The sequence below is a fragment of the Variovorax sp. BGA-UO-ETr-C22 genome, from assembly GCF_059567965.1.
On record NZ_JCAQPA010000011.1, the window covers coordinates 2305348 to 2330466 of the forward strand.

A 25119-nucleotide genomic window follows, 5' to 3' on the forward strand; every position below is an offset into this window, starting at 1 on the left:
ATCGATCACCGCGTGGGGATCAGAAGAAACGAAAGAACTTTTTCGTTTGCGCCCTCGCCTCAGAAACGAGAGAAGGCGCAAAGGAAAACGCACAGGCTTGTGTGCCCTGTGCGAGGGAGCCGACGGGCTTGTGCCCGTCGGCTCCGCTTCACTCAGGCGAAGCTCAGTTGTTGACCTTCACGGAGAACAGCAGCGTGGCGCTGCCGCCAGGTGCCACGGTGTTGCTTGCGCTGCCGCAAGCCACGGCGGTGGCGGTGCTGCTGTAGGCCAGGGCCGTACCAGACACGCCGGTGGACGTGCACTGGGTGGGGGCCGGAGGCTGCGTCGCACCGGTGAAGGAGGTGTAGGCCGGCACCGCGTCGTTGATCGACATGTTGGTGACCGGTGCCACGCCTTCGTTGGTCGCAACGACGCGGTACACGATGCACTCACCGGGCTTGGCGACCAGCGGAGCCGACGAGGACGGGACCTCGGCGCCATCGCAGTTCACGTCCAGTGCCTGCGTCTTCACGAGGCGCATCTGGCCCGTGATGACCGTGGTGATGTCGGTGGCCGAGGGGCTACCGCAAGCCGGGACGTCAGGGAAGGTCACCGTCACCTTGGCGGTGTCGATGGCGCCTGCCGTTGCACCGCCCGGTGCAAAGACCTTGACGAGCAGCTTCTGGGTCTTGCCACTGTCCAGGGCTGCGCCGGTAGGAGGAACCGCCGGAATGACTTCACCATTCGGATCCGACACCAGCGTGTCGCCTGCGTCGATCTGACCATTGCCGTTGTTGTCCACATACAGCGCCGTAGTCCAGCCTGCCGTCTGATCCGCGGAAGGCAACGAAGCGGTGACCCTGTACTTGGTGCCGCAGCTTTGCGCGCCGGTGATGGTCACCGTGTGGGCATACACAACCGAACCGCCGGGAGCGACCTGGCCGCTGTTGTTCGGCGTGAGCGTCGCGCCGTAGGTGTTGGCCGTGATCACGTTCACCGCATCCAGCTTCGTGTCCATCGCCACCACGCCCGTGGAGGTCGTGATGGTGGAACGCACCTGGAAGTAGATCCGCTGTCCCGTGACCGGCGTTTGCGTGGCAGGCGGCGTCACGCAGGCATCGACCTGCGTCGGGAGGGGAGCGCCGTTGGGCACGCTGATCGTGGTCCTCGCTGCGCCGGCGCAGGTAGCACCCGCATCCACGAACTTGACCGTCCAGCCCGCAGGCAGGCTGCCCGGGAAGCTGTTGGTCTGGCTCGCAGCCAGGCTGTAGACGTTGGCCACCGAGTCGTTGTTCTTGATGAACAACGTGAAGATCGTGCCCGTGCCTGCTGGCGTCGTGTTGGTGGTCGTCGGGTCCACGCTCGGGCCCGTGCCGATGTCACCCTTGAGCGAATCGTTGCTACCGCCGGTGGTGTTGGTCAGGTCGACCAGTACACCCGTTACTGCCGACAGCGTATCGCGCGTCGATTCCGTCTTGGTGCTGTCGCCCGCCGAGGTACCGATGACGATCGTACTGCCGCCCGCGCCCGGTGCTGCCGAGGCCGGCAGTGTGGCCGCCAGCACGAACTTCACGCTGCCGTTGGCCGGCACAGGACCGGTGTCGGGAATGCCGTCGCCGTTGTTGTCGATCAACGGCGTCAGGCCGTCGGCGGCGAAGAACTTGAAGGTCGTGCCCGCCGGGAACGTGTTGCTCGGCGTGCCAATCGCAGGCACGGCAAGGTTCACGATGTCAGCCGCATTGCCGATGTTGAACACGGTCTGCGTGAACTTCACCGTGGTGCCGGCCCCAGCAGTGGCGACGGTCGTGGTGTCGGCCACGGTCGTGTTGGGGTTGCCTGCGCCGGTGTCCTTCGAGTCCACGGGGCTGGCACTGACGTCGGCCGAGCCGAGGATGATGCCGAAGGTGCCCACGACGTTGTAGCTCGCGGGGTTGGTCGGCGAACTCGGGTTGTTCGTATTCGTCGAACTGGTGTCGTCCGGCGCAGTAACCGGGTTGTACTTGGCCGTGTTGGTCGTGGTCGACGTGCCGATGGCCGCCGTGTTATTGACCATCACAACGAAGCTCACCGTCTGCGTGACGTTCTGCGGCAGCGAAGCCACCACGAAGGCCAGCGAGTTGCCGGTTGCGGAGAAGTCGATACCTGATTGGTCGTCTCCCGACGCGTCGGTCAACGCGGTGCCCGGAATATTGCTCCAGACTGCCGAGCCCGGGACGTAGGTGAAACCGCTGGGCAGCGTATCAGTCATCACAAACTTGCCCGCTGCGGCACCGGTATTGTTGAACTTCAGCGTGTAGGTGGTGTAAACGCAGCCCGTTGCTGGCGCGCCTGCACTTGCGACGTCAGCGACGCAACCAGCCACAGAACGCGGACCGTTCACCGAAGCGGCGGGCCACGGCTTGGCACCGCTGTTCACCCAGTTGACCGCCGGAACGCTCAGGCTCTTGGTGGCATTGAAGGCCGCCTTGTCCGTGAGGTTCACGTTGTCCACGTCGGCTGCCTGCGTGTTGCCAGCCGCGTACAGCGCCGGCGTACCCGCCGTGGCTGTGATGGTCGCAGCCACCGGCGAGGTGAACGTACCCGACGATGCCGTGCTCGGGATCGAGTACGCAACGACGAACGGGAAGGTGCCGTTGTTGCCCGCGACCGTCTGGGCCGGAACATTACAAACGGCCCCCAGGGTCGCGGTACACAGCGCGGCCGTGCTGTCGGGCACGCCGTCGGCGTTCGCGTCGGCGAACACTTCGACCTTGGTGAAGCCGTTCGGGCTGGCCGGTGCGGCCACGCTCAGCGTGAACGTGTCGGTGCCGTTGCCGGTGTTGGTCAGCACGTGCGGTGCGTACACGGTCGTGCCTGCAGCGCCGGTCTTCGTGTTGACCACGTTGGTCGTCACGGTGGTGTAGGTGTCCAGGTTGAACGAGCCGACCTGCTGCACCGTCGTCTGCACGAGGTTGGAGGTGGCCAGTTGGCTGGCGCCGTTCGGGTCCAGGTAAGTGGCCGAAGCCTGGTTACCGATGATGGTGTTGGCGGGTGGAGCCGCAGCGAGTGCGCCGGAACTTCCAAAAAGGAAGCTCAGCGTCAGGGCTGCTGCGCCCGCCCAGAGCGCGCGCGGCGCGGGGCCGGTGCGACGGGCAGACAAGGTAGGGATCACTTGGGTTTCTCCTCGGGGGTTGGGGTCAAAAAAGGTCAAAAAAAGGACGAACTCACCCCGGCCGGGGATTTCCGCGAACGGAAACCGGCAATGGAAAAACCAGCGGGGTTTTGAAGAAAAGAGAGAACCGGCCGTCAGCGCGGCTCAGGGCCGCCGACGGTCGTCGTCAGCGCGGGAAGCTCAGGGCGTGCTGCGCGCAACCTTCTGCGCGTCGGCGGCAGCGGCCACCGGCGCGGGCGGCACCACCACTTCGACCTTGGCGCGCGCGGTCACCGCGGCCGAGCCGTTGGCGGGCAGCTGGCCCAGCGTCCAGCGCAGCGAGCGGTACTCGTTGTACGGAACCGGCTCCGACTTGCCGTTGACGACGCGCGCCAGCGGCTCGGCGGCAAAGGCGCCGTCCTTGGTCGCGGCCTTGACCAGCGTCGCGCCGGGCTTGGCGGTCTTGGGCAGGTATTCCAGGCCTTCGGGGATCGGCAGGTTGGCCACCAGGCCGGTGACGGCCTTGCCCGTGTGGTTGGTGTAGGTGGCCGTGTACTCGAGCACGTCGCCCGGCTTGACCGAATCGGCCGCCAGCAGCTGCTCCTTGCCCTGCGCGTCCTTGACCACCTTGGCCTGCGTCAGCACGACCGCGACGGTCTTCTTCTGCGCAGCCTCGGTGGGCGCGGGCGCGGCTTTCGTGCCCTGCGCGGCGGCCAGGCCGCCCAGCCCCAGGGTCATGGCCACGCCGAGCCCCAGGCCGAGGCGAACGGTCAGCCGGACCACCGGCGACATGAATGAATTCACTTGAGACGAACTTCCGATAGACATAGACAACTCCTAAAAAACAACTTCAAAGCCAGACCGAGGCAACACGAAGATCAAACCGACTTGACCTGTGGCCTCGCGAATTGGCGTCGAAGCCATTTCCCAGCCACTTGCAGCACACCACTGACACACCGGCATCGGCGGCGACCGCCTCCGATGCCCACTCTCGGCCTCACGCAAGCACGCCCTTTTCGAGCCGCTTCCATGAGCCATTTACCACGTTCATATTATTTTCTGAATGTTTACAAAAACAATCGAACGTCCGCGATCCGCCACTTGCAATGGCCGAGGGTTCCGTGAAAATGTCACGAGAGGCCCTCCAAAGTTAACAACTGTGAATACAGATGTAATCTGGACGTCTGCTTAGATTGTGAATAAACCTGCAATTGGAGTGTGATCAATTTCACAAGCGGATCGCCTCCAAGTTGTTGATGTGTTTGAATAATTTCACTTCCACATCAACCCGCCGCCTCACGACCATCCAGTGTTTCAAGGGAGAAACGAGGCCCTTCGAGCGGCTTCGGACTGGCCCTCGGGGCCACTTCGAAACTAAATTTACAAATTCACAGACTGTGTAATCAGGCGCCGTGAATTTAAGTTCCTGCATGCGCGCCCTGTCCCCCAATGGTTTCAATCACGGGCTGCGTGAAATACGGGTTGATGGATTTTTCAAAATCCAATTCCATTCAAACAGGCACGGCTGCGCCATTGGCTTGAATTCAATTCAAGCCAATCCCAGCCGGCTCACTTCGCCGGAATTCATTCGTTGGTCTGCCGACGCCCGGCCTCAATTCGGAGGCGAATGGGCGAACGTCTTTTTTCAAGGTGACCTTGCGTCACCCCTTCGGATGCCGCGGGCGCTGCCCGCGAAAACTCACTTGCCGTGCCGGTTGTGTGCGCGCTCCAGCGTGTAGCCCACGCCGTAGAGCGAGCGCACGCGGAATTCGCCCGCCACGATCGATGCCAGCTTCTTGCGCACGCGCGACACCAGCGCATCGAGCGACCGGCTGGCGCCCAGCTCCCCGTTGCATCGGGGCCCCTGGGGCAGTTGCTGCCGCGACACGGGCGTGTCGAGGTGGCGCACCAGCACCCGGGCGATCTCGAATTCGCTCGGCGTCATGATGGCTTCGCGGCTCGCGTACTCGACCGCGAGGCGGCTGCGCACGAGCTGGAAACCGTACAGGCCGTGCGGCTTCGCGTTCCGGCGCAGCGATTTCCTGCCGCACAGCGTCGACACGCGCGCCACGACCTCTTCCGCGTTCCAGGGGCTCACCAGGAAATCGTCGACGTCGAACACCGACACGCGGGGCGTTTCCAGCACGCCGCGCGACCGGGTCAGCACGACCACCGGCGCGGTGGCCGCACGGCTGGCGCCGATGCCGAACAGGATTTCCGGCAGCGCGCCCTCCATCGTCTCGCCCATCAGCAGGAAGAGCCCGACGCCAGGCATCGAGGCGGCCTCCAGCAGGTCTTCCTCGTTGACCACACACAAGGGACTGAAGCCGGCGTCCTTCAACCGGCCTCGCAGCCAGTCGATCTCTTCGCCGGAGTCCGTCAGCACCACCACACGACCGTTTTTCTGTTCCACCCTGTCCACCATCGCTTCCCTTTTCATCGCTCCCCGCATGCCTCTCACAATGGAGTGGAATGTATTAACGTTTATGTACAGTCGATAGGGAAAAGTGCCGATATTGACCAACGGAAACAGGTAGCCCTGTTCTTTTGTCATCGTGTGCAAACAAACTCACACTAATGGGGCGTCACCCCCTCGACACGGGCGGATGGAATCCCGGATCAGCCTTCCATTCCGCGAAGGCCGATCGCTCATCAACCCCTCTGGGAAGTGGCCTCGGACGCAGGGGCCGCCTTGCGCGCGGACAGCCTTTCGAGCAGCCCGACGAGCCAGCACATCGGGCAGCCGCGCAGCAGCAGCAAGGCGCCGACGAGGGCCGGCGGCGCGATCCAGGGATGGGCGGACGACAACAGCACCGCCAGCGCGATGAGCGCCAGGGCGCTCGCGCCGCGAAGCAGATGCCAGGTGATGGAAACGGGACACATATGCAGGGCTCCTTGAAGAGGGACACCTGCAAGAGAGGCGGCGAACCGCCGAAACGGTTCGCGGGCCCCCTCCTCATCCCGCGGCCGGCTCGAGCACGAACGCGAAGTCCAGCGTGTGGAACGGCCCGGCCTGCACGCTGCCGTCGGGCGCGCGGCCCGGGGCATGCGCCGCGAAATCGCCGATGAGCGAGCTGCGCACGCCGAACACCGCGTCGCTGTCGAGGTACGGATCGCCCTCGCGGAAGACGTGCGTGATCAGCGTCTCGTAGCCCGGCGCCTGCACCATGAAGTGCACGTGCGCGGGCCGCCACGGATGGCGCCGGGTCGCGCGCAGCATCGCGCCCACCGGCCCGTCGGTGGGAATCGGATAGGCCACTGGCGCCACGCCGCGAAACCACAGCCGGCCCTCGCCGTTGGTGCGGAAGATCGCCCGCCCCTGCAAGTGATCGCCGGGCCGCTGCACGTCGTAGAAGCCTTCGGCGTCGACCTCCCACACGTCGACCACCGCACCGGCCACGGGCTCGCCGTCGCGCCCGCGCACGGTGGCCTGCACGAACAGCGGCTCGCCCACCGCGCCGGCCGCGATGTCGCTGCCCAGCGGCAACTGCGGCGCGCCGGCCACGTGGAAGGGGCCGAACACGGTGGCCTCGGTGGCCTGCGGGCTCTTGGCGTGGTTCATCGCCACCGTGAGCATCGACAGGCCCAGGGTGTCCGACAGCAGGATGAACTCCTGGCGCTGCGCGTCGCACTTCTGGCCCGTGGCGGTGAGGAAGTCGATGCCCGCGGCCCACTCGGCCTCGGTAAGCCGCACCTCGCGCGCGAAGTCGTGCAGGTGGCGCACCAGCGCCGACAGCACGTCCTTCAGGCGCGCGTCCTCGCAGCCGGCCATGCGCTCGAGCACGGCGGCGGTGATGGTGTGTTCATCGATGTTGCGCATGGGCGTCGGGCTCCAGGGGGGAAGAAGGCGCGTGCGGCGCCGCCAGGCGCCGCTGCGTCGGGAACAGGGACCAGGCCCAGCGCTGCTGCGCCCAGCCCCACAGCCCCTGCTTGAAGAAGATCGTGGCCACGATGGCCAGCAGCCCGAGGCCGAGCAGGTACCAGGTGCCGTAGTCGCTCAGGAACTTGTTCAGCGCCCAGAACACCAGCGCGCCCACCAGCGGCCCCTCGATGCGGCCGATGCCGCCGATCACGACCATGAAGATCGCGAAGGCGGTCCAGTTCGGCGCGAAGGCCGCGTCGGGGCTGATGCGCAGGTTGCCCACGAAGTACAGCGCGCCCGCCAGCCCGGCGCCGAAGGCCGCCACCACGTACACCGCGAGCTTCATGCGCGCCACCGGGATGCCCTGCGATTCGGCGGCCATCTCGTTGTCGCGGATCGCCAGCAGCGCCAGCCCGAAGCGGCTGCGCAAAAACAGGTAGACCAGCGACACCGCCGCCACCACGCAGCCCAGCGCCATCCAGTAGGTGACGCTCTCGCGCGTGGCACGCTCGATGCCGCGCAGCGCCGTGAGCGTGGTGCCCGAGCCCCCGCCCACCGCCGACACGTTGGCGAAGCTGAGCCGGAACACCTCGGCGATCACCCAGGTGCCGATGGCGAAGTAGCCGCCCGACAGCCGGAACGCCACGAAGGACACCGGCACCGCGATCAGCGCCGCGGCCAGTGCCCCCAGCGGAATCGCCACGAACGGATTCACGCCCGCGAAGTTGCCCAGCATCAGCATCACGTAGCCGCCGAAGCCGAAGAAGGCCTGCTGCCCGATGCTGACCATGCCGCCGTAGCCGGCCAGCAGGTTCCACATCATCGCGAAGATGAAGTAGCAGGCGATCTCGACGAACTCGCGCATCCAGCTGGGCTCGCCCCAGAAGGGCAGCGTGGCGGCCACCGCCACCAGCGCGGCGGCGGTCCAGCCCGCGCGGCGGCTGCTGCCGGTGTCGATGGTGACGACGACGGAGGCCATCGCGCTCAGTCCAGCTGCAGCTGCACGCGCGCGGCCACCTGGCCCCAGCGCTGGTGCTCGGCGCGCAGGCGGCGCGCCGCTTCTTCGGGCGTGTTGGCCACCACCTCGAGGTCCATGGTGGCGAGCCGCTCGCGCAGCTCGGGCGCGGCCAGCGCCTTCGCCACCTCGGCCTGCAGGCGCGCCACCACGGCCGGCGGCGTGGCGCGCGGCATGGCCATCATCTCGGCGAAGCTGGCGTCGTAGCCCTTCACGCCCACCTGCGCCACGGTCGGCACCGTGGGCTGGCTGCCCAGGCGCTTGCTGCCCGACACGGCGATGGCCACCAGCTTGCCGTCGCGGATGATCGGGCCGACCGTCGGCGAGGCCAGGAAGCCGCAGGGCACCATGCCGCCCATCACGTCCTGCATGGCCGGGCTCGGGCCGCGGTAGGGCACGTGCTGCATCTGCACGCCGGCGTCGGCCAGCAGCATTTCCATGGCCATGTGGCCGGGAACGCCGGGGCCGCCCGAGGCGTAGCTCATCGGCTTGGCCCGGGCCGCCGCCAGCAGCTCGGGCAAGGTCTTGATGCCGGCGCCCGGAAAGCACACCAGCTCCTGGCTGAACGCGGCCAGCTGGGTCACGGGCACCAGGTCTTCCATCGGGCGGATGGCGAGCTTGCGGTACAGGTGCGGGTTGATGGTCAGCATGGTGTCGGGGCCGACCAGCACCGTGTGGCCGTCGGTGGCGCGCGCCACCTCCTGCATGCCGATGTTGCCGCCCGCCCCCGGCTTGTTGTCGACCACCACGGGCTGGCCCAGCGCCTTCTGCAGGGCCGGTTGCATCAGCCGCGACACGATGTCGCCCGGCGCACCGGCCGGGAAGGCCACCACCAGCCGCACGGGCTTGCTGGGCCAGGTGTCGGCGGCGTGGCTGGGCGCGAGGGTGGCGAGCACGGCGGCTGCTGTCAGGCAGGCCGCGAGAGGTCGGCGGAAAGCGTTCATGGGATGTCTCCTTTTTTTGAAATGGGGTGCGCGGACCGACCGGCGTGGCCTACCAGGCGCCGATGAGGATGCCGGCCGCCAGCTCGCGTTCGTTCCAGCGCGCGATGTCCTCGGGCGCCACCGTGGGAAAGCGCCGCCGCTGGCGCAGCCAGTCGAACAGCAGGCCCAGCATCTGCTCGCGCACCGCGGCCAAGGCCGGGTCGCGGCCCAGGTCGACCAGCTCGTCGGGGTCGGCCTGCATGTCGAACAGCTGCGGCGGCAGGTCTTCGAAGTGCACGAACTTCCAGCGGCGCGTGCGCAGCATCGTCATGTGGCAGCGCTCGACGGGCTGGGCCAGCGGCAGACGCACCTCGTCGCGGAAGGCGAAGCTGTTCTCGCACACCACCAGGTCCTTGCCGGCCGCGCCGGCGTGGCCGTGCAGCAGCGGGCGCAGCGACTGCCCTTCGAGCCATTCGGCCGGCTGCGGCAGGCCCAGCGCGTCGAGCATGGTCGGCACGAGGTCGATGCACTCGACCAGCGCGTCGCTCACGGTGCCGCGGCGCGCATCGGCCTCGGCGCGCGGATCGACCACGATCAGCGGCACCTTCACGATCGGGTCGTGGAACAGCTCCTTCTCACCCAGCCAGTGGTCGCCCAGGTAGTCGCCGTGGTCGCTGGTGAAGACCACCAGCGTGTCGCGGTCCAGCCCCTGTTCGGCCATGAAGGCGAAGAGCCGGCCGAGCTCGTCGTCGACCTGCTTCACGAGCCCCATGTAGGTCGGCACCACGGTGCGGCGCACCTCGTCGCGGCTGAAGTTGCGGCTCACGGTCTCGCGCCGGAAGCCTTCGACCACCGGGTGGGCGTCGACGCGCTCGGCCTCGCTGCGCACCACCGGCCGCATGTCGTCGGGCCCATACATCGCGTGGTACGGCGCGGGCGCCACGTAGGGCCAGTGCGGCTTGATGTACGACAGGTGCAGCACCCAGGGCGCGTCGCCGGCCTCGCGCATGAAGTCGATCGCGCGCTCGGTCGTGTAGGGCGTCTCGCTGTGCGCGCCGGCGATGTGCGCGGGCCGGTCGGCCCAGCGCATCTGCCAGCCGCTCAGGATCTCGCCGTCGGGGCCGCGGCCCGAGTTGGCGAAGTCGTGCCAGGGGTTGTCCGATTCGTAGCCCTGCGCGCGCAGCCAGTCGCAGTAGGCATTGCCCGTGACCTTGAAGCCCGGCGGCCAGATGCCGTCGTCGCGCGCATAGGGCTCGAAGCCGCCTTCCATCGCGAGCCGGCCCGCGCCCTGCGTCGGGTCGATGCCCAGGCGGCGCGCGCCCTCGGTGTCGGCCTCGACGTGCGTCTTGCCGACCAGCGCACAGCGCACGCCGTGCGGGCGCAGGTGGTCGCCCAGCGTCTTCTGCCCCACCGACAGCGGCACGAAGTTCCACATCGTCCCGTGGCTGCTGACATAGCGGCCGGTGTAGGTCGACATGCGCGAGGCGCCGCAGACCGCGCCCTGCGCATAGGCATGGCTGAAGCGCACGCCGCGCGCGGCCAGCGCGTCGATGTGCGGCGTCTGCAGGCGCGGGTGGCCGTAGCACGAGAGGTGGTCGGCGCGCAGCTGGTCGCACATGATGAACAGCACGTGCCTGAGCGGCGCGGGGGAGGTCTTGTCGGTCATGTCGGGGGTCGTCAGCGTGTCTTGGGGAACAGTCCCTGCGGCCGCAGCACCAGCACCGCGAGGAACACGAGATGGCCGAACCAGATGCCCCAGCCCGGATCGATGCGAAAGCCGATCTGCTGCGCGATGCCCAGGATCATGGCGCCGGCCAGCGTGCCCCAGAACGAGCCCATGCCGCCGATGATCACGGCCTCGAAGGCAAACAGCAGCAGCAGCGGGCCGTCCGACGGCGACACCGTGGTGCGCATGCCCTGCAGCGCGCCGGCGATGGCGATCAGCACGAAGGCGATGCCCGTGGCCAGCGCATACACCTGCTTGGCTTTCAGGCCCATCAGCTCGGCGATCTCGCGGTCATCGGAGACCGCGCGGAAGGTGCGCCCCAGCGGCGTGCGCGTGAACATCCACTGCATCGCGCCCGTGGCCGCCACTGCGACCGCCAGGATCACCAGCGGCAGCGCCCCCAGCGCCAGCGTGTCGCCCAGCGGCACCGAGGCGGTGGCCAGCGCGCCGACCTCGATGGCGCGCGGGTCGGCCGAGAACAGCTCCAGCAGCAGGTTCTGGATCACGATCGACAGGCCGAAGGTCACGACCAGCGAAGGCAGCGGGTCCTTGCCCAGCGTGCCGTTGAGCACGTGGCGCTGCAGCAGGTAGCCGAAGCCGAAGGCCAACGGCAACACCGCGAGCACCACCCCCCACGGCACAGATGCGCCGGTCATCGAGACACCGGCGATCACCGCGAAGGCGCCCAGGATGATGAAGTCGCCCTGCGCCGTGTTGGTCAGCCGCATGACGCCGAACATCAGCGACTGGCCGAGCGCGAACAGCGTGTAGAGGCCGCCGAGCAGCACGCCCTGGAGCAGGGTTTCAAGCATGGTGCTCCTCGATGCCGAAGTAGGCTTGCGAGATCTGCTCCGGCGTGAGTTCGCCCGAGCGCCCCGTGAGCGACACGCGCCCGTCCTGGAAGCAGTACACGCGCTGCGACACCTGCCGCGCCATGCGCACGTCCTGCTCCACGATCACGACCGTCATGCCCTCCCCCGTGATGGCCGGCATGGCCGCATAGATCTCGCGGATGACGACCGGCGCCAGGCCGAGCGAGAGCTCGTCGCACAGCAGCAGCTCGGGGTTGCTCATGAGCGCGCGGCCCAGCGCCACCATCTGCTGCTGCCCGCCCGACAGCGAGGTGGCGGGCTGGCGCCGCTTCTCGGCCAGGATGGGGAACAGGCCGTACAGGCGCTGCAGGTTCCACGGCCCCGCGCGGCGCGGCGTGGCGCCCATCAGCAGGTTCTCTTCCACACTCAGGCTCGGGAACAGGCGCCGGCCTTCCGGCACCATCGCCAGGCCGCGCCGCACGATCTCGCCGGGCGGCAGGCCGCCGATGGGTTCGCCCTTGAAGCGGATCGCTTCGGACGGCGCGCGCAACAGCCCCGTGAGGCTTTTCAGAAAGGTCGACTTGCCCGCGCCGTTGGCGCCGATGACCGCCACCAGCTCGCCCGCCGACAGCGTGAAGTCGATGCCGAACAGCGCCTGCGCATCGCCGTAGAAGGCCTGCAGGCCGTGGGTGTCGAGCAGCGCGTTCATGCCTCGATCCCCATGTACACGCGCCGCACCTCGGGGTCGTTCATCACCGCGCGCGGCGCGCCTTCCGCGAGCTGCTGCCCGAAGTTGATGACGAACAGCCGGTCGGCCAGCGACAGCAGCGCATGCACGACGTGCTCGATCCAGATCATGGTCACGCCGCGCGCCTTGATGCGTTTCAGTTCCGCCACCAGCACCGCCGCCTCGGGCTCGGTGAGCCCGCCCGCGATCTCGTCGAGCAGCAGCAGGCGCGGCTTGGTCGCGAGCGCGCGCGCCAGCTCCAGCCGCTTGCGGTCGAGCAGCGTGAGCCCGCCGGCCGGCTTGTTGGCGTGCGGCGCCAGGCCGGTCTGGGCCAGCACCTCGTGCGCCGTCTCCCAGGCTTCGCGCTCGGCCTGCTGGCCGCCGAAGCAGGCGGCGGTGACGAGGTTCTCGAACACGCTCATGTGGCCGAAGGGCTGCGGCACCTGGTAGCTGCGGCCGATGCCGGCGCGGCAGCGCTGGTGCGGGCGCAACCGCGTCACGTCGCGGCCCGCATACTCCACGCGGCCGGCATCGACGCGCGCGTCGCCCGAGATCAGGTTGAACAGCGTGGTCTTGCCCGCGCCGTTGGGCCCGAGGATGCCCAGCGTCTCGCCCTCGGCCACCGCCAGCGTGATGCCGTCGGTGACCTTGAGCGCCCCGTAGGACTTGCTCACGCCGTGCAAGGCCAGCAGCGTCATGGCAGCCGTCACTCAGAGCAGGCGCAGTGCGCCGCCGGTCGGGATCGCCTTCGCGGCCTCGTTGTTCACCAGCGTCAGCTCCACCTTGCGCTGCTTGCCCTTGCCCCACTGGCCGAGCACCAGCGGCGTCTTGCTGACGTTCTTGAACGGCCCCTGCCCGCCCCACTTCACGGGGCCGACCACGGAGTTGATCGAGGTCGCGGCCACGGCGTCGCGCACGTCGCCGGCCTTGAGCGACTTCGATCGCGACAGCGCGTTCGCCGCCACCTCGAACAGCGCATGCGCAAAGCCGATGGGCTGCGTCCACTGCTTCTTCGTGCCGGCCTCGTAGGCCTCGGCCAGCGCCTTGGCGCTTTGCTGCGTGAGGCTGGAGCTGAAGGGGTGCGACGGGCTCCACCACACCTCGGTCGACAGGCCCTCGCCGAGGTCGCCCAGCGCCTCGATGGCACCGGGGAACAGCAGCGCCTTGCCGAGCGTGATCACCTTGGGCCTGAAGCCCTGCTGGCGCGCCTGCGTGAGGAAGGTCTTGGCGTCGGGCGGGATCACCACGCCGGTGACGATCTCGACGTTGTCGCGCTTGAAGGCCGCGATCTGCGCGCTGAAATCCTGCGTGCCGTTCTGGAAGCGACCGGGGTCGGTGAGCGTGAAGCCCATCTGCGCGAGCGGCTTGGGAAAGCCCAGTTCCTTGTCGCCCCAGGCGTTGCCGTCGCCGTCGTTGGGAAACAGGCCGCCGACCTTCTTGTTGGTGGCCACGGTCTTCCAGCCGTTGGTGAAGGTGGCGATGACGTCTTCGAGCCCCCAGAACAGGTGGTAGGTCCAGTTGAAGCCCTTGGCCGGGTCGCCCTTGCGGCCGAAGAACCACGGCTGCCACGGCACCACGCTGGAGATGCAGGGCACCTCGTTGAGCTCGCAGGCATCGCTCACCGGGTTGGCGGTCTCGGGCGTGCCGGCCGTGAGCACCAGCGCGACCTTGTCCTTGAGGATCAGGTCGTTGGCCACCTCGCCCGCGCGGTTGGGGTTCGACTGGCTGTCCTTGAGCACGATCTGCACGGCGTACTTCTTGCCGCCCACGGAGATGCCGTCCTTGAAGGAGGCCTTCATCTGCTCGATCACCCACTTGTCGGCCTCGCCGAAGGGCGCGAGCGGCCCCGTCTGCGGCGACACGTAGCCGATCTTGAGCGTGTCGGCGGCGAACACCCGCGGCGCGGCGCCGGTGGCGGCGAGCGCGGCGGCGGCCTGCGTGAACTGTCTGCGGTTGAATGTCATGGCTGTCTCCTTCGTTGTTCGTGTGTGTCTTCGATGCCCGCGCCGTGGCCTAGCCCGGCGGCTCGCCGTCGAAGGCGCGTTGCAGCAGCGCGCGGATCGCGTCGCGCTCGGCCGGGCCGAAGGGCCGCGGATTCCAGTACGGGTTGGCGACGGCGATGTCGGCCGCGCGGTCGAGGTCGGCGGCGCGCATGCCGATGTCCTTCAGCGCCACCGGCGCGCCGTTGTCGCGCGCCAGCGCATAAACCGCCGCCGGCGCCGACACGCCGCCGAGCGCGCGCGCGATGCGCGCCATGGCACGCGGCGCGGCCTGCGCGTTGAACGCGAGCGCATGCGGCAGCACCACCGTGTGCACCTCGGCGTGCGGCAGGTTGAAGCTGCCGCCCAGCGTGTGGCACAGCTTGTGGTGCAGGGCCATGCCCACCGCGCCGAGCACGCCGCCGCAGAGCCAGGCGCCGTACAGCGCGTCGGAGCGTGCGGCCAGGTCGTCGGGCTGCAGACGGATCGCCGGCAGTGCACGTGCAAGCGCGGCAATGCCTTCTTCGGCCATCAGGTCCATCACCGGGTTGCTGTCCTGCGCGTACAGGCCTTCGGCCGCGTGTGCGATGGCGTTGATGCCGCTGGTCACGCTCAGGCCCACGGGCAGCGTGCGCGACAGCTCGGGGTCGTAGATCACGGTGCGCGGCAGCACGCGCGGGTCCTTGCCGGTCTTCTTCAGGCCGTTCTCGGTGAGGCCGTAGATCGGCGTCATCTCGCTGCCCGCGTAGGTGGTGGGAATGGCGACGATCGGCAACCCGGACTCCAGTGCGATGGCCTTGCCCAGCCCCGTGGTGGAGCCGCCGCCCAGCGCCACGGCGCAGTCGGCACCGAGCCGGCGCGCCAGGTCGCGGGCCTCGCGCGCCGTTTCCACGGGCACGTGCATCACGGCGCGGTCGAACAGGCCGGCCGCCTGCGCACCGAGCGAGGCCGCCACGCGCTCGGCCTGCGGGCGCTGCTCGGGGGTGCACAGCACCAGCGCTTTTTTCGCGCCCAGCGCATCGATCTCGCGCGCCAGGTGGCGCAGCGAACCGGCGCCGAACACCACGCGCTGCGGATGGGTGGTGTGGATGAAGTCGTGCATGGCGCGCTCCTTTCTGTCTGGCTATTCGAGGCTCAGGCGGCGCTCGCGCACCAGCCGGGCCCACTTGTCCTGCTCGGTGCGCAGCACGGCGGCGAACTGTTCGGGCGTGTTGGCGATGCCGGTCAGGCCCTGTTCGCGCAGCCGCTGCTGGAACGCGGGCTCGGTCACGACCTTGCGCACCTCGGCCTGCAGCCGGTCGACCACCGCGCGCGGCGTGCCGGCCGGGGCCAGCAGGCCGACCCAGGAGTTCACCTCGAAGCCGGGGTAGCCGCTCTCGGCCACGGTGGGCACGTCGGCATAGGCGGCCACGCGCTGCGCGCCGGTCTGGGCCAGGGCGCGCAGCCGGCCTGCGTTGACATGCGGCTGGGCCAGCACGGCCGAGAGGAACATCATCTCGACCTGCCCGCCCAGCAGGTCCTGCTGGGCCGGACCCCCACCGCGGTAAGGGATGTGCGTGACGAAGGTGCCGCTCACGGCCTTGAAGTACTCGGCCGTGAGGTGGTTGCTCGAGCCCGGCCCGACGCTGGCGTAGTTCAGGCGACCCGGCTGCGCCTTGAGCAGGCCGACGAAGCGCACGAAATCCTTGGCCTCGACCTTCGGGTTGACCACCAGCACCAGCGGGTTGCTCGCCACCTGCGTCACGGGCTGCAGGTCTTTGGCGATGTCGAAGCTCAGCTTCGGATAGACCAGCGGGTAGGTCGCGTAGCTGTCGAACACCATCAGCAGCGTGTGGCCGTCGGGCGCCGCGCGGGCCACCTCGGCGCCTGCCAGCGTGCCGCCGGCACCGCTGCGGTTGTCCACGATCACGGTCTGGCCGAGCGCGGCCTGCAGGCGCGGCTGCAACTGGCGCGCGACGGTGTCGACGATGCCGCCCGGCGGAAAGCCGACGACCAGCCGCACCGGCTTGGTCGGCCAGGCCGGTGCCTGGGCCTGCGCGGCCATGCCCCACATCAACGTGCAGGCGACCAGGGCCCGGGAGAGGATCGAGAAAGACATCGTGTGCGTCCGTCGGGTTGAAGAGAACAGGAAAGCTGTCAGCGCACGAAGTGCGGCGGAATCTGCGCGTCGACGTTGACCCACACGCTCTTGACCTGCGTGTACTCGCGCATCGCGTCGAAGCCCATCTCGCGGCCGTAGCCGCTCTGGCCCACGCCGCCGAAGGGCGAGCCGGGGTTCACGCGCTTGTAGCTGTTGATCCAGACCATGCCGGCGTGCAGGTCGCGCGCCACCTTGTGGGCGCGCTGCAGGTCGCGGGTCCACAGGCCGCTGCCCAGGCCGTAGTCGGTGCCGTTGGCGATCTGCATCGCCTCTTCGTCGCTCTTGAAGGTGAGCACGGTGACGAAGGGGCCGAACACCTCTTCCTGCGCCACGCGGTCCTGGTACGACCGGGCGCGCACCACGGTCGGCTGCACATAGCAGCCCTGCGCCAGGTCGCCGCCTGGCGCGCCGCCGCCTGCCAGCACCTCGCCGCCCTGCGCCTGCGCCACCTCGACATAGCTCAGCACGCGGTCGCGGTGCTGGGCGCTCGTGAGCGGGCCCATCTCGGTGGCCTCGTCGAGCGGGTTGCCCAGGCGGATCGACTGCGCGAGCGGAATGAACTGCTCGAGGAAGGCGTCGGCGATCTTCTCGTGCAGCATCAGCCGCGAGCCCGCGATGCAGGCCTGGCCCTGGTTGTGGAAGATGGCCCAGGCGCTGCCGTTCACGGCGGCCTGCAGGTTGGCGTCCTCGAACACGATGTTGGGGCCCTTGCCGCCCAGCTCGAGCTGCACCTTCTTCAGGTTGCCCGCGCTGGCCTGCACGATGCGCCGGCCGGTGGCGGTGCTGCCGGTGAAGGCGATCTTGGCGATCTCGGGATGCTCGGCGATGTACTGGCCCGCCACGCTGCCCAGGCCGGGCAGCATGTTGACCACGCCGGGCGGCACGCCGGCCTCGGCCATCAGCTCGGCGATGCGCAGCGAGGTGAGCGGCGTGATCTCGGCCGGCTTCATCACGATGCAGTTGCCGGCCGCGAGCGCGGGCGCCATCTTCCAGCTCGTGAACATGAGCGGGAAGTTCCACGGCACCACCTGGCCGACGATGCCGACCGGCTCGCGCAGCGTGTAGTTGAGAAAGCCCTCTTCCACCGGAATGGTCTCGCCCTGGAACTTGTCGGCCATGCCGCCGAAGTAGCGAAAGCACGCGGCGGTGCGCGGCACGTCGAGCCGGCGCGAGTCGCGGATCGGGTGGCCGGTGTCCAGCGATTCGAGCCGCGCGAGCTCTTCGCCGTTGGCCTCGATGAGGTCGGCCAACTTCAGCAGGATGCGACCGCGGTCGGCGGCGGCCATGCGGCTCCATTTGGGGAACGCGCGCTTCGCGGCGGCCACGGCCTTGTCGACGTCGGCCTTGCCGGCCAGCGCGACCTGGGCGATGGGCGTGTTGTCGTGCGGGTTCAGCGTGGCGAGCGTCTCGCCGGATTCGGCGTCGACGAAACGGCCGTCGATGAAAAGCTGGTGGCGGATGGAAAGAGCAGGCATGGGTTCTCCTCGCCCTCCCCGCGCGGGGAGGGCTGGATGGATGAATGGCGGGAAGAAAGAAGCGGCGGCGCGCCGGCCGGTCAGAACTCGACCGGGATCTCGGGCGACTCGCCCTTCTGGATCTCGTAGACCAGGCTGGGCGAGCCGTTCTCCCACACCAGCAGCATCGAACGCTTGGGGCTGAAGCCCTGGTGGCGGCAGTAGGCGGGCATGGCGGCCATGTCGCCGGCCTTCATGATCACGCGCGCCATGGGCTTGCCGGTGTTCTTGTCGCCGCAGTCCCAGTGGATCTCGTCGGTCATCTGGAAGAACCACTCGACGCGGTCGTTGCCGTGGATGATCGGCAGGATGTGCTCCTCGGTCGTCGGGCACATGTAGCTGTGCTTCACCACCGAGGTGAAGCTCGGGTTCCACGTGACCTGCGAGCGGCTCAGGAAGCCGAAGAGGTTGAAGGCGTGCACCTCGTTCTCGAAGCCCGGCTCGGGGTGCAGCTCGGGCTGGCCCTGCGGCACGTCGGCGAAGGCGCGGTTGACGGGCGCGCCGCGCGCGTCGCTGCGCAGGTCGAGGTCGCCCTTCAGGCCCACGCAGCGCTTGGCCAGCTCGCGCGCCCGGGTGATCTTGGCGGTGTTGTTGCCGCTCTTGCGGCCGTAGGGCGAGCCGGTTTCCTGCGGCGCGGCGAAGGGGTCGAAGGCCTCGTTGGTCCAGTCGTCGAGCATGGCCTCGAAGGTGGCGCGGATCTGCGCCGTGGGGAAGTTCTCGAGCAGGTCGATGCCGGCGTCCTTCATGGTGCCGTTGAAGCTGCCGGCGTACAGGTCGACCGAGTCGTAGTGGTTGATGGTGCCGAACACGTTGTCGAAGTTGACCCAGCCGTAGAAGAAGCCCCAGGCCACGTCGCGCATCAGCGCACGCAGGTAGTTGCCGGCGTCCATGGTGTGGCTCATGGGGCGGCCGTCCCGGGTCTTCCAGGTGATGTGGGCGAAGTACTCGTCGCGGCGGAAACCGAAGCTGCCGAGCGAAAAATCCTTGTAGCCGAGCGTGGCATCGGGCTGCGATGCGATGACCTTGGCGAGTTCTGCGGGTGCGTTCATGGTGTGGCTCCTGGATGGCGGGTTCAGTGCGTCTGGCAGATGTCGGCCCATTTCTCGACAGACAGATCGCCCTTGCAGGTCTGCAGCACGATCACGCCGGGGTCGCCGGCCACGCGGAACTGGTAGGCCGTGTTCTTGGGCAGCAGGCCCTGGTGGCCGCGCGAGAGCTTCATCCAGCCCATCTTCTTGCCCTGCGGCTCGCCCTTCACCTGCACGGCGCCGTTCTTCTCGGTGTCGGCCACGGCCTGGGCCGCATCGAGCTGCACGAGGTGCACTTCGACGTCGCCGTCCATCACCAGCGCAAACTCGTCGTGGGCGCAGGTGAACCAGGGCGAGGTGCCTTCGGCGCGCAGCGTTTCCAGCACGTAGATCTGGTTCTGGCCGAACACGACCTTCTCGTACGGTGCGCTGATGCTGGCGATCTCGAAGCAGTTGGAGAACGCGTAGTGGCGCACGTCGTCGTCGATGGGCTCGACGTGGCCTTTCTCGAAGTGCTTGAGGGACCCGAAGCGGGTCTGGTATGCGACGGTCATGGGTGTCTCCTGAGGTGCCGGACGATGCAGCGTGGTGGCTGCGATGTGTGCACTGTAGGAAACGGGGGGCGCGAGCGGTAGGCCCGAAACGCGGGCCGCATTGTTCGGCAAATCCGTTCAATGCACAGGGTTTACCCCGGAACGGACCGCGCTCGCGTCAGGCGTCCCAGATCAGCCCCAGCGGCAGCAGGCCGCGCTCGATCATGGCCGCGTCCCATGGCGGCACCTTCGAGAACGCCTGGGTCAGGTGCTCGATGAACAGGCGCAGCTTGAAGGCATTGCGCGAGGTGCCCGCGTACACCGCGCTGAGCGAGAACGACGACAGCTGGTGCGCCGGCAGCACCACCTCCAGGTCGCCGCGCAGGATCGCCTCGCCGGCCACCAGCGTCGGCAGGCAGACGATGCCGGCGTGCTCCATCGCGTACTCGCGCAGCAGGTGGACGCTGTTGGTGAGCAGCGCCGCGCTCATGTACAGCGTGACCTGTTCACCGGCGTGATGAAAGGTCCAGCGGTCGCGCGTGGGATAGCCCGAGTACAGGCCGAGCGTGTGCTTGTGCAGCTCGCGCGGGCTCGCGGGCCGGCCGTGCGCGCGCAGGTACTCGGGCGTGGCGCAGAACACGCGGCGCACCGGGAACAGCGGGCGCGACACCAGCTCGGTCGATGCCGCCGGAAAGATCTGCAGCGCGCAATCGACGCCCGCCTTCACCGGGTCGACCACCGCGTCGCTCACGATGAGCTCCAGGTGGATGTCCGGAAAGCTCACCTGGAAGGCCCGCAGCAGCGTGGCGAAATGCCCCAGCACGAAACCCGTGAGCGCATGCACGCGCAGCGTGCCGGTGGGCCCGTCCTTGGCGTCGCGCATCTGGTCCATGATGTCGTTGGCCCGCCCGACCAGCTCGACGCAGTCGCGCAGGAAGGCCTGCCCCACGTCGCTGAGCCGGACCACGCGCGTGCTGCGGTGGAACAGCGGCGCGCCGACATGGTCCTCGAGCTGCTTCACGCGGCTGGTCACCACCGATTTCGACACCCGCAGCTGGCGCGCGGCCTCGGCAAAGCTCTGGGTCTGTGCGACCCGCACGAAGGTCTCTATGTTCTCGAGGCGGTCCATGGGGCATGCAATGTAGCGGTTGCGCGGCGGCGGCCGGTCGGCCGCACGGGTGTGAAGTACTGCGCAATCCCGCTCGGAGATTGACCGCACCCTTCTCAATTCGCCCACAAATGTGAGCATTTCCCTGTGAGATTGTTAATACGGCAACTATTGTCCTGCCCCGAAGCACCCCGGGTGCACAAGAAATCGAAGCAGGGAGTTCCCATGACCAAATCCACGATCACCGTGATGCTCGCGCTGGCGGCATCCGTTCTCATGAGCGCCTGCGTGCACCACCACGCGCCGCCGCCGCGTGCGGAGCCCGGGCCGGCCCACAAGGGCGGCAACTTCTGCCCGCCGGGCCAGGCCAAGAAGGGCAACTGCTGATCGCCCGCCATGCTGAACCCGTTCCTGCGTGACATGACGCCCGACGAACTGCCGACCGGCACCGCGCGGCCGGCCTACATTGCGCTGCTGCCCGTGCTGGCCTATGTGCTCGTCGCCATCGCCTTCCTGAGCATGTCGGTGGTCGTGCCGAGCCTGCTCGTGGCCTGCCTGTTCGCGACCGCGGCGGCCATGTCGCTGGGCGCGGGCGTGGTGCTCGGCATGAGCATCTGGATCTTTCCGCAGCTGTCGAGCTGAGGGCCGCACGCGATGAGTACTTCCAACGCTTCCGTCTTCCGCGTCCAGAGCTGGCGCACGACCCTGCTTGCGGCCTCCGTGGTGCTGCTGATCGTGATGGCGCTGCTCATGAAGTGGCTGGTCGAGCTGCAGGTGGAAACCGCGCAGGAACGCCAGCTGCGCGAAGCCGTCGCGCGCGAGGCCGACGCCCGCTGCTTCGTGCTGCCCACGCGCCAGGAGGTCGACACCTGCCGGGCCGTCAACGCGGCGGGCCTGACGCCCTGACCGGGGCGCCGCTCAACCGAAGGTGAACGCGTAGGCCTGCGCGCCGGGGTCGAGAAACTCGATCTCGAACAGCCGCTCCTTGCCGCCGCCCGCCGACTGCCGCACCAGCTGGTACAGCTTCTGCGCATCGACCACGCCGTGGCCCTGGGCATCGGTGTCGGCGCCGTGGTCCGCCAGCGGCGGCTGGCCGTCGACCCGCACCGTGAAACGCACCGGCTTGCCGTCGGCCATCGGCCCCAGCACCAGGTGCAGGTCGCGCGCCTTGAAGCGGTAGGCGATGCGGCCATTGGCCTGGTTCAGCACGGCCCGCTCGCCCTCCACCGTCCAGTCGCCGCCCAGCGACCACTGGTTGGTGCGCAATGAGGAAGCCATGGGCTCGTAGGCCTTCGCACGGTCGCGCGCGATGCCGCCGGGCGACGCGAAGCCGTGCGCCCGCGCATGGCCCAGGTAGGTTTCGCCGGACTGCGCCGGCTCGGCGCCGGGCGCGGCCTGGGTGCCCTGCCCCTGCGGCGCGACCAGCCCGTCGGCGACCCGGGCCTGCCCGGCTTCGGCCAGCAGTTGCTGGATCACCTGCTCGGCCTTGTCGTAGCGGTTCTCGCCGAACTGGTGATGGCGGATGCGCCCCTGCGCGTCGACGAAATAGAACGCGGGCCAGGCCTGGTTGTCGAAGCCGCGCCAGATCGAAAAGTCGTTGTCCAGTGCCACCGGGAACCCGATGCCCAGGTCTTTCACGGCCTTGCGCACGTTGGCCGGGTTCTTCTCGAACGCGAACTCCGGCGCATGCACGCCGAGGACGACCAGGCCCGCATCCTTGTACTTCTCGGCCCAGGCGCGCACGTAGGGCAGCGTGCGCAGGCAGTTGATGCACGAGTAGGTCCAGAAATCGACCAGCACGACCTTGCCGCGCAAGGCCTCGGGCGTGAGCGGCGCCGAGTTGATCCATTCGGTCGCGCCCGCCAGCGACGGCAGCCGGCCTTCGACGCGGAGCTCGCGCGCGGGCACCGGGGCCGGGCGGGTGTCCGCGACGCGCACGAAGCCGGCGTCTGCGCGCTGCGCCTGCGGCGCGTCTTGGCGCAGCGTGTCTACCAGCGCCTGCTCCAGCGTCGACGTGGTGCCCAGCGACAGGCGCGCGAGCCAGCCGGTGTCCAGCCCCAGCGCGATGGCGCCCACGCCGGCCAGCACCGCGGCACCGGCGATGCGCCGCACGCCGTCGCCGGTCGGCAGCGTGCGCTTCAGCGCCGAGAGCAGCCGGCCGCCGGACAGCAGCGCCACCGCGAGCGAGGTGCACGCGCCGGCCGCATAGGCGAGAAGCAGCAGCGAGGTGCCGACGCTCGCGCCATTGAGCGCCGCACCCGTCAGGATCAGCCCGAGGATCGGCCCCGCGCACGGCGCCCAGAGCAGGCCCGTGCCCACGCCGAGCCACAGCGGAGAAAACACCGAGGCCTGCGGCGCATCGGAGATGCGCAGGCCCAGCGCCACCAGCGGCCGGCTCAGGCGCTCGGCCACGCGCGGGAACAGCAGCGTCCCACCGAACAGCGCGAGCAAGGCCATGGCCGCGTAGCGCCCGTATTCGTTGAGCGTGACGATCCAGCCGCCGCCCACCGCCGCCAGCGTGGCGACCACGGCGAAGGCCAGCGCCATGCCCACGAGCATCGGCAGGCCGTGCGAGCGGAACGGCCGGTCGGCGCGCGCGAACACGAAGGGCAGCACCGGCAGGATGCAGGGGCTCAGGATCGTGAGCACCCCGCCCAGGTAGGCGATGAAGAGGATGAGCATGGGGATGTGAAAGATGGGGGGTCGGGTTCAGCGAGCGGGCGCGGCGGCCAAGGCCAGCCGCGCCTCGAGCCCGCCTTCGGGGCGGTTGTGCAGCGTGAGCTCGGCGCCCATCGCCATGGCCAGCTGGTGCGCGATGGCCAGGCCCAGGCCGGTGCCGCCGGTGCTGCGGTTGCGCGAGCTTTCGACGCGGTAGAAGGGCTTGAGCACCGCGTCGAGCTCGTCGGGGGGAATGCCCGGGCCGTTGTCGAGCACGCTCACCACGAGGCGGCCGCCCTCGCCTTCGGCCTGCACGCACAGCGTCACGTCGGAGCCGAACTTCAGCGCGTTGTCGATCAGGTTCATCAGGATGCGGCGCAGCGCGTTCGGGCGGCTCACGATCGGCGCGCCGGCCCGGCCGTCGAGCCGCACCTGCTGGCCCACGTCTTCGTAGTCGGCCACCATGCTCTCGAACAGCGCGTCGGCGTCGATGCGCAGCGGCGGCTCGGTGGCGCCGTGCAGCGTGCGCGCATAGGTCACGCCTTCGCGCACCAGTGCGTTCATCGCGTCCAGGTCCTGGCGGAATTTCTCGCGGTCGTGCGTGTCGTCCATCAGGTCGGTGCGCAGGCGCATCCGCGTGATGGGCGTCTGCAGGTCGTGCGAGATGGCCGCCAGGATTTCGACGCGCTCCGCCATGTAGCCCGCGATGCGCTGCTGCATGGCGTTGAAGGCGCGCGCCGCGTGCGCCACTTCGGTGGGGCCGTCTTCCGCGAGCGTGCGCCCCTTCAGGTCGGGCCCGAGCTGGTCGGCCGCGGCGGACAGCTGCGCGAGCGGCCGCGTCACCAGCCGCACCGCGACCCAGGCGCACACGGCCAGCACCAGCAGCTGGCCCGCCAGCAGCCACATCACCCAGCCCGACACCGGCATGCCCACGCGCATGGCGTGCACGACCACGGACGATCCGTCGCTCAGCCGCACCTCGATCTGCAGGCCCTCGGGCGGCCAGGCCACCTCGCCGACCTTGACGACCGGGAACGGGCGCATCGCATCGACGATGGCCGCGGCAAACTGCCGCGAAGCCTCCGAGGCCGGTGCGCCGCCCTGCGCGCTGCCGCCCAGCACGAAGCGGTAGTTGCGCCGTTCCAGCCGGTCGAGCCACCCGGCGCGCTCCGCCGCGGGGAGCCGGTCGAGGATGGCGACCGAGCTCGCGATGTCGCGCTCGATGCCGATCATCATCAGCTCGCGAAGCGCCATGTTCCGCTCGTAGCGGATCGCCGCGAAGGTGAGCAGCTGCGCGATCGCCAGGCCCACCACGATGATCAGCGTCACGCGGGAGAACAGCGAACCGGGCAGCAGCCGGCGCCAGCGCGGCGCAGTACCGCTCGGATTCGCAACGGGATTCGCGGAAGTGGACATGAACAGCTTCTTCGTCAGGCGGCGTGGCGATGCGTCATCGGCGCAGCGGGCTCACACCAGGTGGATGGCAACGTCGATGTTGCCTCGGGTCGCCTTGGAATAGGGGCAGGTCTGGTGCGCGGCCTCGGTGAGGGCCTGCGCCACCTCGCGGTCCAGGCCCGGCAGGCTCACGTTCAGGCGCGCCTGCAAAAAGTATTCGCCACCGGCGGTGCCCAGGTCGACCTCGGCATCGACGGCCAGGTCGGGCGGCAGCGCGACCTTCATCTTGCCGGCCGCCTTGCCCATCGCGCCGATGAAGCAGGCCGACCAGCCGGCCGCGAACAGCTGCTCGGGGTTGGTGCCGGTGCCGGCGCTGCCGGGCGACGAGAGCTTGATGTCCAGGCGGCCATCGGAGCTGCGCGCCTCGCCGTCGCGGCCTCCCGAGGAGGTGTGGGTCTTGCCGGTGTAGAGGACTTTGTCGATGCGGGTCATGAGGGTTCCTTGGATGCAGGGTGGTTGGAAAACGCACGGATTGTTGGGCCGCCCACCGCCTGCCGGATCGCCTTCTGTATGCCTGTGTATCTGGCCCG

At 68.8% G+C, this 25119-nt stretch carries 24 protein-coding genes; 3 read left to right on the forward strand and 21 right to left on the reverse strand.

Annotated elements, in window-relative coordinates; genetic code table 11:
- Nucleotides 1-163 precede the first annotated feature (163 nt).
- The 18 genes from AC57B8_RS30880 to AC57B8_RS30965 form a co-directional block, all read right to left on the reverse strand.
- The gene (locus AC57B8_RS30880; protein WP_496481672.1) at nucleotides 164-3130 is read right to left on the reverse strand and encodes a beta strand repeat-containing protein; all 2967 of its coding nucleotides are present in this window, start codon (nucleotides 3128-3130) and stop codon (nucleotides 164-166) included.
- 180 nt (nucleotides 3131-3310) lie between these two features.
- Nucleotides 3311-3901 (reverse strand): DUF11 domain-containing protein, encoded by a 591-nt coding sequence (locus AC57B8_RS30885; protein ID WP_159275150.1) that lies wholly within the window; start codon nucleotides 3899-3901, stop codon nucleotides 3311-3313.
- 907 nt (nucleotides 3902-4808) lie between these two features.
- Complete coding sequence (locus tag AC57B8_RS30890) at nucleotides 4809-5663, reverse strand: response regulator transcription factor (RefSeq protein ID WP_492738361.1); 855 nt, start codon at nucleotides 5661-5663, stop codon at nucleotides 4809-4811.
- 98 nt (nucleotides 5664-5761) lie between these two features.
- Complete coding sequence (locus AC57B8_RS30895; protein ID WP_496481673.1) at nucleotides 5762-5992, reverse strand: hypothetical protein; 231 nt, start codon at nucleotides 5990-5992, stop codon at nucleotides 5762-5764.
- 73 nt (nucleotides 5993-6065) lie between these two features.
- Complete coding sequence (locus AC57B8_RS30900; RefSeq protein ID WP_496481674.1) at nucleotides 6066-6929, reverse strand: intradiol ring-cleavage dioxygenase; 864 nt, start codon at nucleotides 6927-6929, stop codon at nucleotides 6066-6068.
- Nucleotides 6913-7950, reverse strand: a complete 1038-nt coding sequence (locus AC57B8_RS30905) for a branched-chain amino acid ABC transporter permease (RefSeq protein WP_496481675.1) — start codon at nucleotides 7948-7950, stop codon at nucleotides 6913-6915. Before AC57B8_RS30905 ends, AC57B8_RS30900 begins: the two co-directional genes overlap by 17 nt.
- Before the next feature lie 5 nt (nucleotides 7951-7955).
- Nucleotides 7956-8930: a Bug family tripartite tricarboxylate transporter substrate binding protein gene (locus tag AC57B8_RS30910; protein ID WP_496481676.1), complete on the reverse strand. Its 975-nt coding sequence runs from the start codon at nucleotides 8928-8930 to the stop codon at nucleotides 7956-7958.
- A 49-nt stretch (nucleotides 8931-8979) separates the two neighbouring features.
- Complete coding sequence (locus AC57B8_RS30915) at nucleotides 8980-10575, reverse strand: sulfatase-like hydrolase/transferase (protein ID WP_496481677.1); 1596 nt, start codon at nucleotides 10573-10575, stop codon at nucleotides 8980-8982.
- Nucleotides 10576-10586: 11 nt separating this feature from the next.
- The gene (locus AC57B8_RS30920; protein WP_095949975.1) at nucleotides 10587-11447 is read right to left on the reverse strand and encodes a branched-chain amino acid ABC transporter permease; all 861 of its coding nucleotides are present in this window, start codon (nucleotides 11445-11447) and stop codon (nucleotides 10587-10589) included.
- Entirely contained in the window at nucleotides 11440-12156 is a 717-nt protein-coding gene (locus AC57B8_RS30925; RefSeq protein ID WP_496481678.1) for an ABC transporter ATP-binding protein, read from the reverse strand. Before AC57B8_RS30925 ends, AC57B8_RS30920 begins: the two co-directional genes overlap by 8 nt.
- A complete protein-coding gene (locus AC57B8_RS30930; RefSeq protein ID WP_062479592.1) occupies nucleotides 12153-12872 on the reverse strand; it encodes an ABC transporter ATP-binding protein in 720 nt (239 codons plus the stop codon). The genes AC57B8_RS30925 and AC57B8_RS30930 overlap by 4 nt, the downstream gene beginning before the upstream one ends.
- A 12-nt stretch (nucleotides 12873-12884) precedes the next feature.
- Nucleotides 12885-14138 (reverse strand): ABC transporter substrate-binding protein, encoded by a 1254-nt coding sequence (locus tag AC57B8_RS30935; protein WP_496481679.1) that lies wholly within the window; start codon nucleotides 14136-14138, stop codon nucleotides 12885-12887.
- Nucleotides 14139-14187: 49 nt separating this feature from the next.
- On the reverse strand, nucleotides 14188-15255 hold the full coding sequence (locus tag AC57B8_RS30940; RefSeq protein ID WP_307694338.1) for a maleylacetate reductase: 1068 nt from the start codon (nucleotides 15253-15255) through the stop codon (nucleotides 14188-14190).
- 21 nt (nucleotides 15256-15276) lie between these two features.
- A complete protein-coding gene (locus tag AC57B8_RS30945; protein ID WP_496481680.1) occupies nucleotides 15277-16251 on the reverse strand; it encodes a tripartite tricarboxylate transporter substrate binding protein in 975 nt (324 codons plus the stop codon).
- A 38-nt stretch (nucleotides 16252-16289) separates the two neighbouring features.
- A complete protein-coding gene (locus AC57B8_RS30950) occupies nucleotides 16290-17753 on the reverse strand; it encodes an aldehyde dehydrogenase family protein (RefSeq protein WP_062479615.1) in 1464 nt (487 codons plus the stop codon).
- A 95-nt stretch (nucleotides 17754-17848) separates the two neighbouring features.
- Nucleotides 17849-18856, reverse strand: a complete 1008-nt coding sequence (locus tag AC57B8_RS30955) for a hydroxyquinol 1,2-dioxygenase (RefSeq protein ID WP_070059783.1) — start codon at nucleotides 18854-18856, stop codon at nucleotides 17849-17851.
- Nucleotides 18857-18879: 23 nt separating this feature from the next.
- Complete coding sequence (locus AC57B8_RS30960) at nucleotides 18880-19389, reverse strand: cupin domain-containing protein (protein WP_496481681.1); 510 nt, start codon at nucleotides 19387-19389, stop codon at nucleotides 18880-18882.
- A 157-nt stretch (nucleotides 19390-19546) separates the two neighbouring features.
- Nucleotides 19547-20497 carry a LysR family transcriptional regulator gene (locus tag AC57B8_RS30965; protein WP_496481682.1) on the reverse strand — a complete coding sequence of 317 codons (951 nt, stop codon included), beginning with the start codon at nucleotides 20495-20497 and terminating at the stop codon, nucleotides 19547-19549.
- A 204-nt stretch (nucleotides 20498-20701) separates the two neighbouring features.
- On the opposite strand from AC57B8_RS30965, the gene AC57B8_RS30970 reads away from it, so the two are divergent.
- From AC57B8_RS30970 to AC57B8_RS30980, 3 genes are read left to right on the forward strand one after another with little or no spacing between them, the layout of a single operon-like run.
- Nucleotides 20702-20863 (forward strand): hypothetical protein, encoded by a 162-nt coding sequence (locus AC57B8_RS30970; protein WP_169805078.1) that lies wholly within the window; start codon nucleotides 20702-20704, stop codon nucleotides 20861-20863.
- 9 nt (nucleotides 20864-20872) lie between these two features.
- A complete protein-coding gene (locus AC57B8_RS30975; protein WP_062479607.1) occupies nucleotides 20873-21118 on the forward strand; it encodes a hypothetical protein in 246 nt (81 codons plus the stop codon).
- Nucleotides 21119-21130: 12 nt separating this feature from the next.
- A complete protein-coding gene (locus AC57B8_RS30980; protein WP_062479609.1) occupies nucleotides 21131-21382 on the forward strand; it encodes a hypothetical protein in 252 nt (83 codons plus the stop codon).
- A gap of 12 nt (nucleotides 21383-21394) precedes the next feature.
- Here AC57B8_RS30980 and AC57B8_RS30985 read toward each other — a convergent pair whose 3' ends face one another.
- From AC57B8_RS30985 to AC57B8_RS30995, 3 genes are read right to left on the reverse strand one after another with little or no spacing between them, the layout of a single operon-like run.
- Nucleotides 21395-23158: a cytochrome c biogenesis protein DipZ gene (locus AC57B8_RS30985; RefSeq protein ID WP_496481683.1), complete on the reverse strand. Its 1764-nt coding sequence runs from the start codon at nucleotides 23156-23158 to the stop codon at nucleotides 21395-21397.
- A gap of 27 nt (nucleotides 23159-23185) precedes the next feature.
- The gene (locus tag AC57B8_RS30990) at nucleotides 23186-24550 is read right to left on the reverse strand and encodes an ATP-binding protein (RefSeq protein ID WP_496481684.1); all 1365 of its coding nucleotides are present in this window, start codon (nucleotides 24548-24550) and stop codon (nucleotides 23186-23188) included.
- A gap of 51 nt (nucleotides 24551-24601) precedes the next feature.
- Entirely contained in the window at nucleotides 24602-25021 is a 420-nt protein-coding gene (locus tag AC57B8_RS30995; RefSeq protein ID WP_062470958.1) for an organic hydroperoxide resistance protein, read from the reverse strand.
- Nucleotides 25022-25119 lie beyond the last annotated feature (98 nt).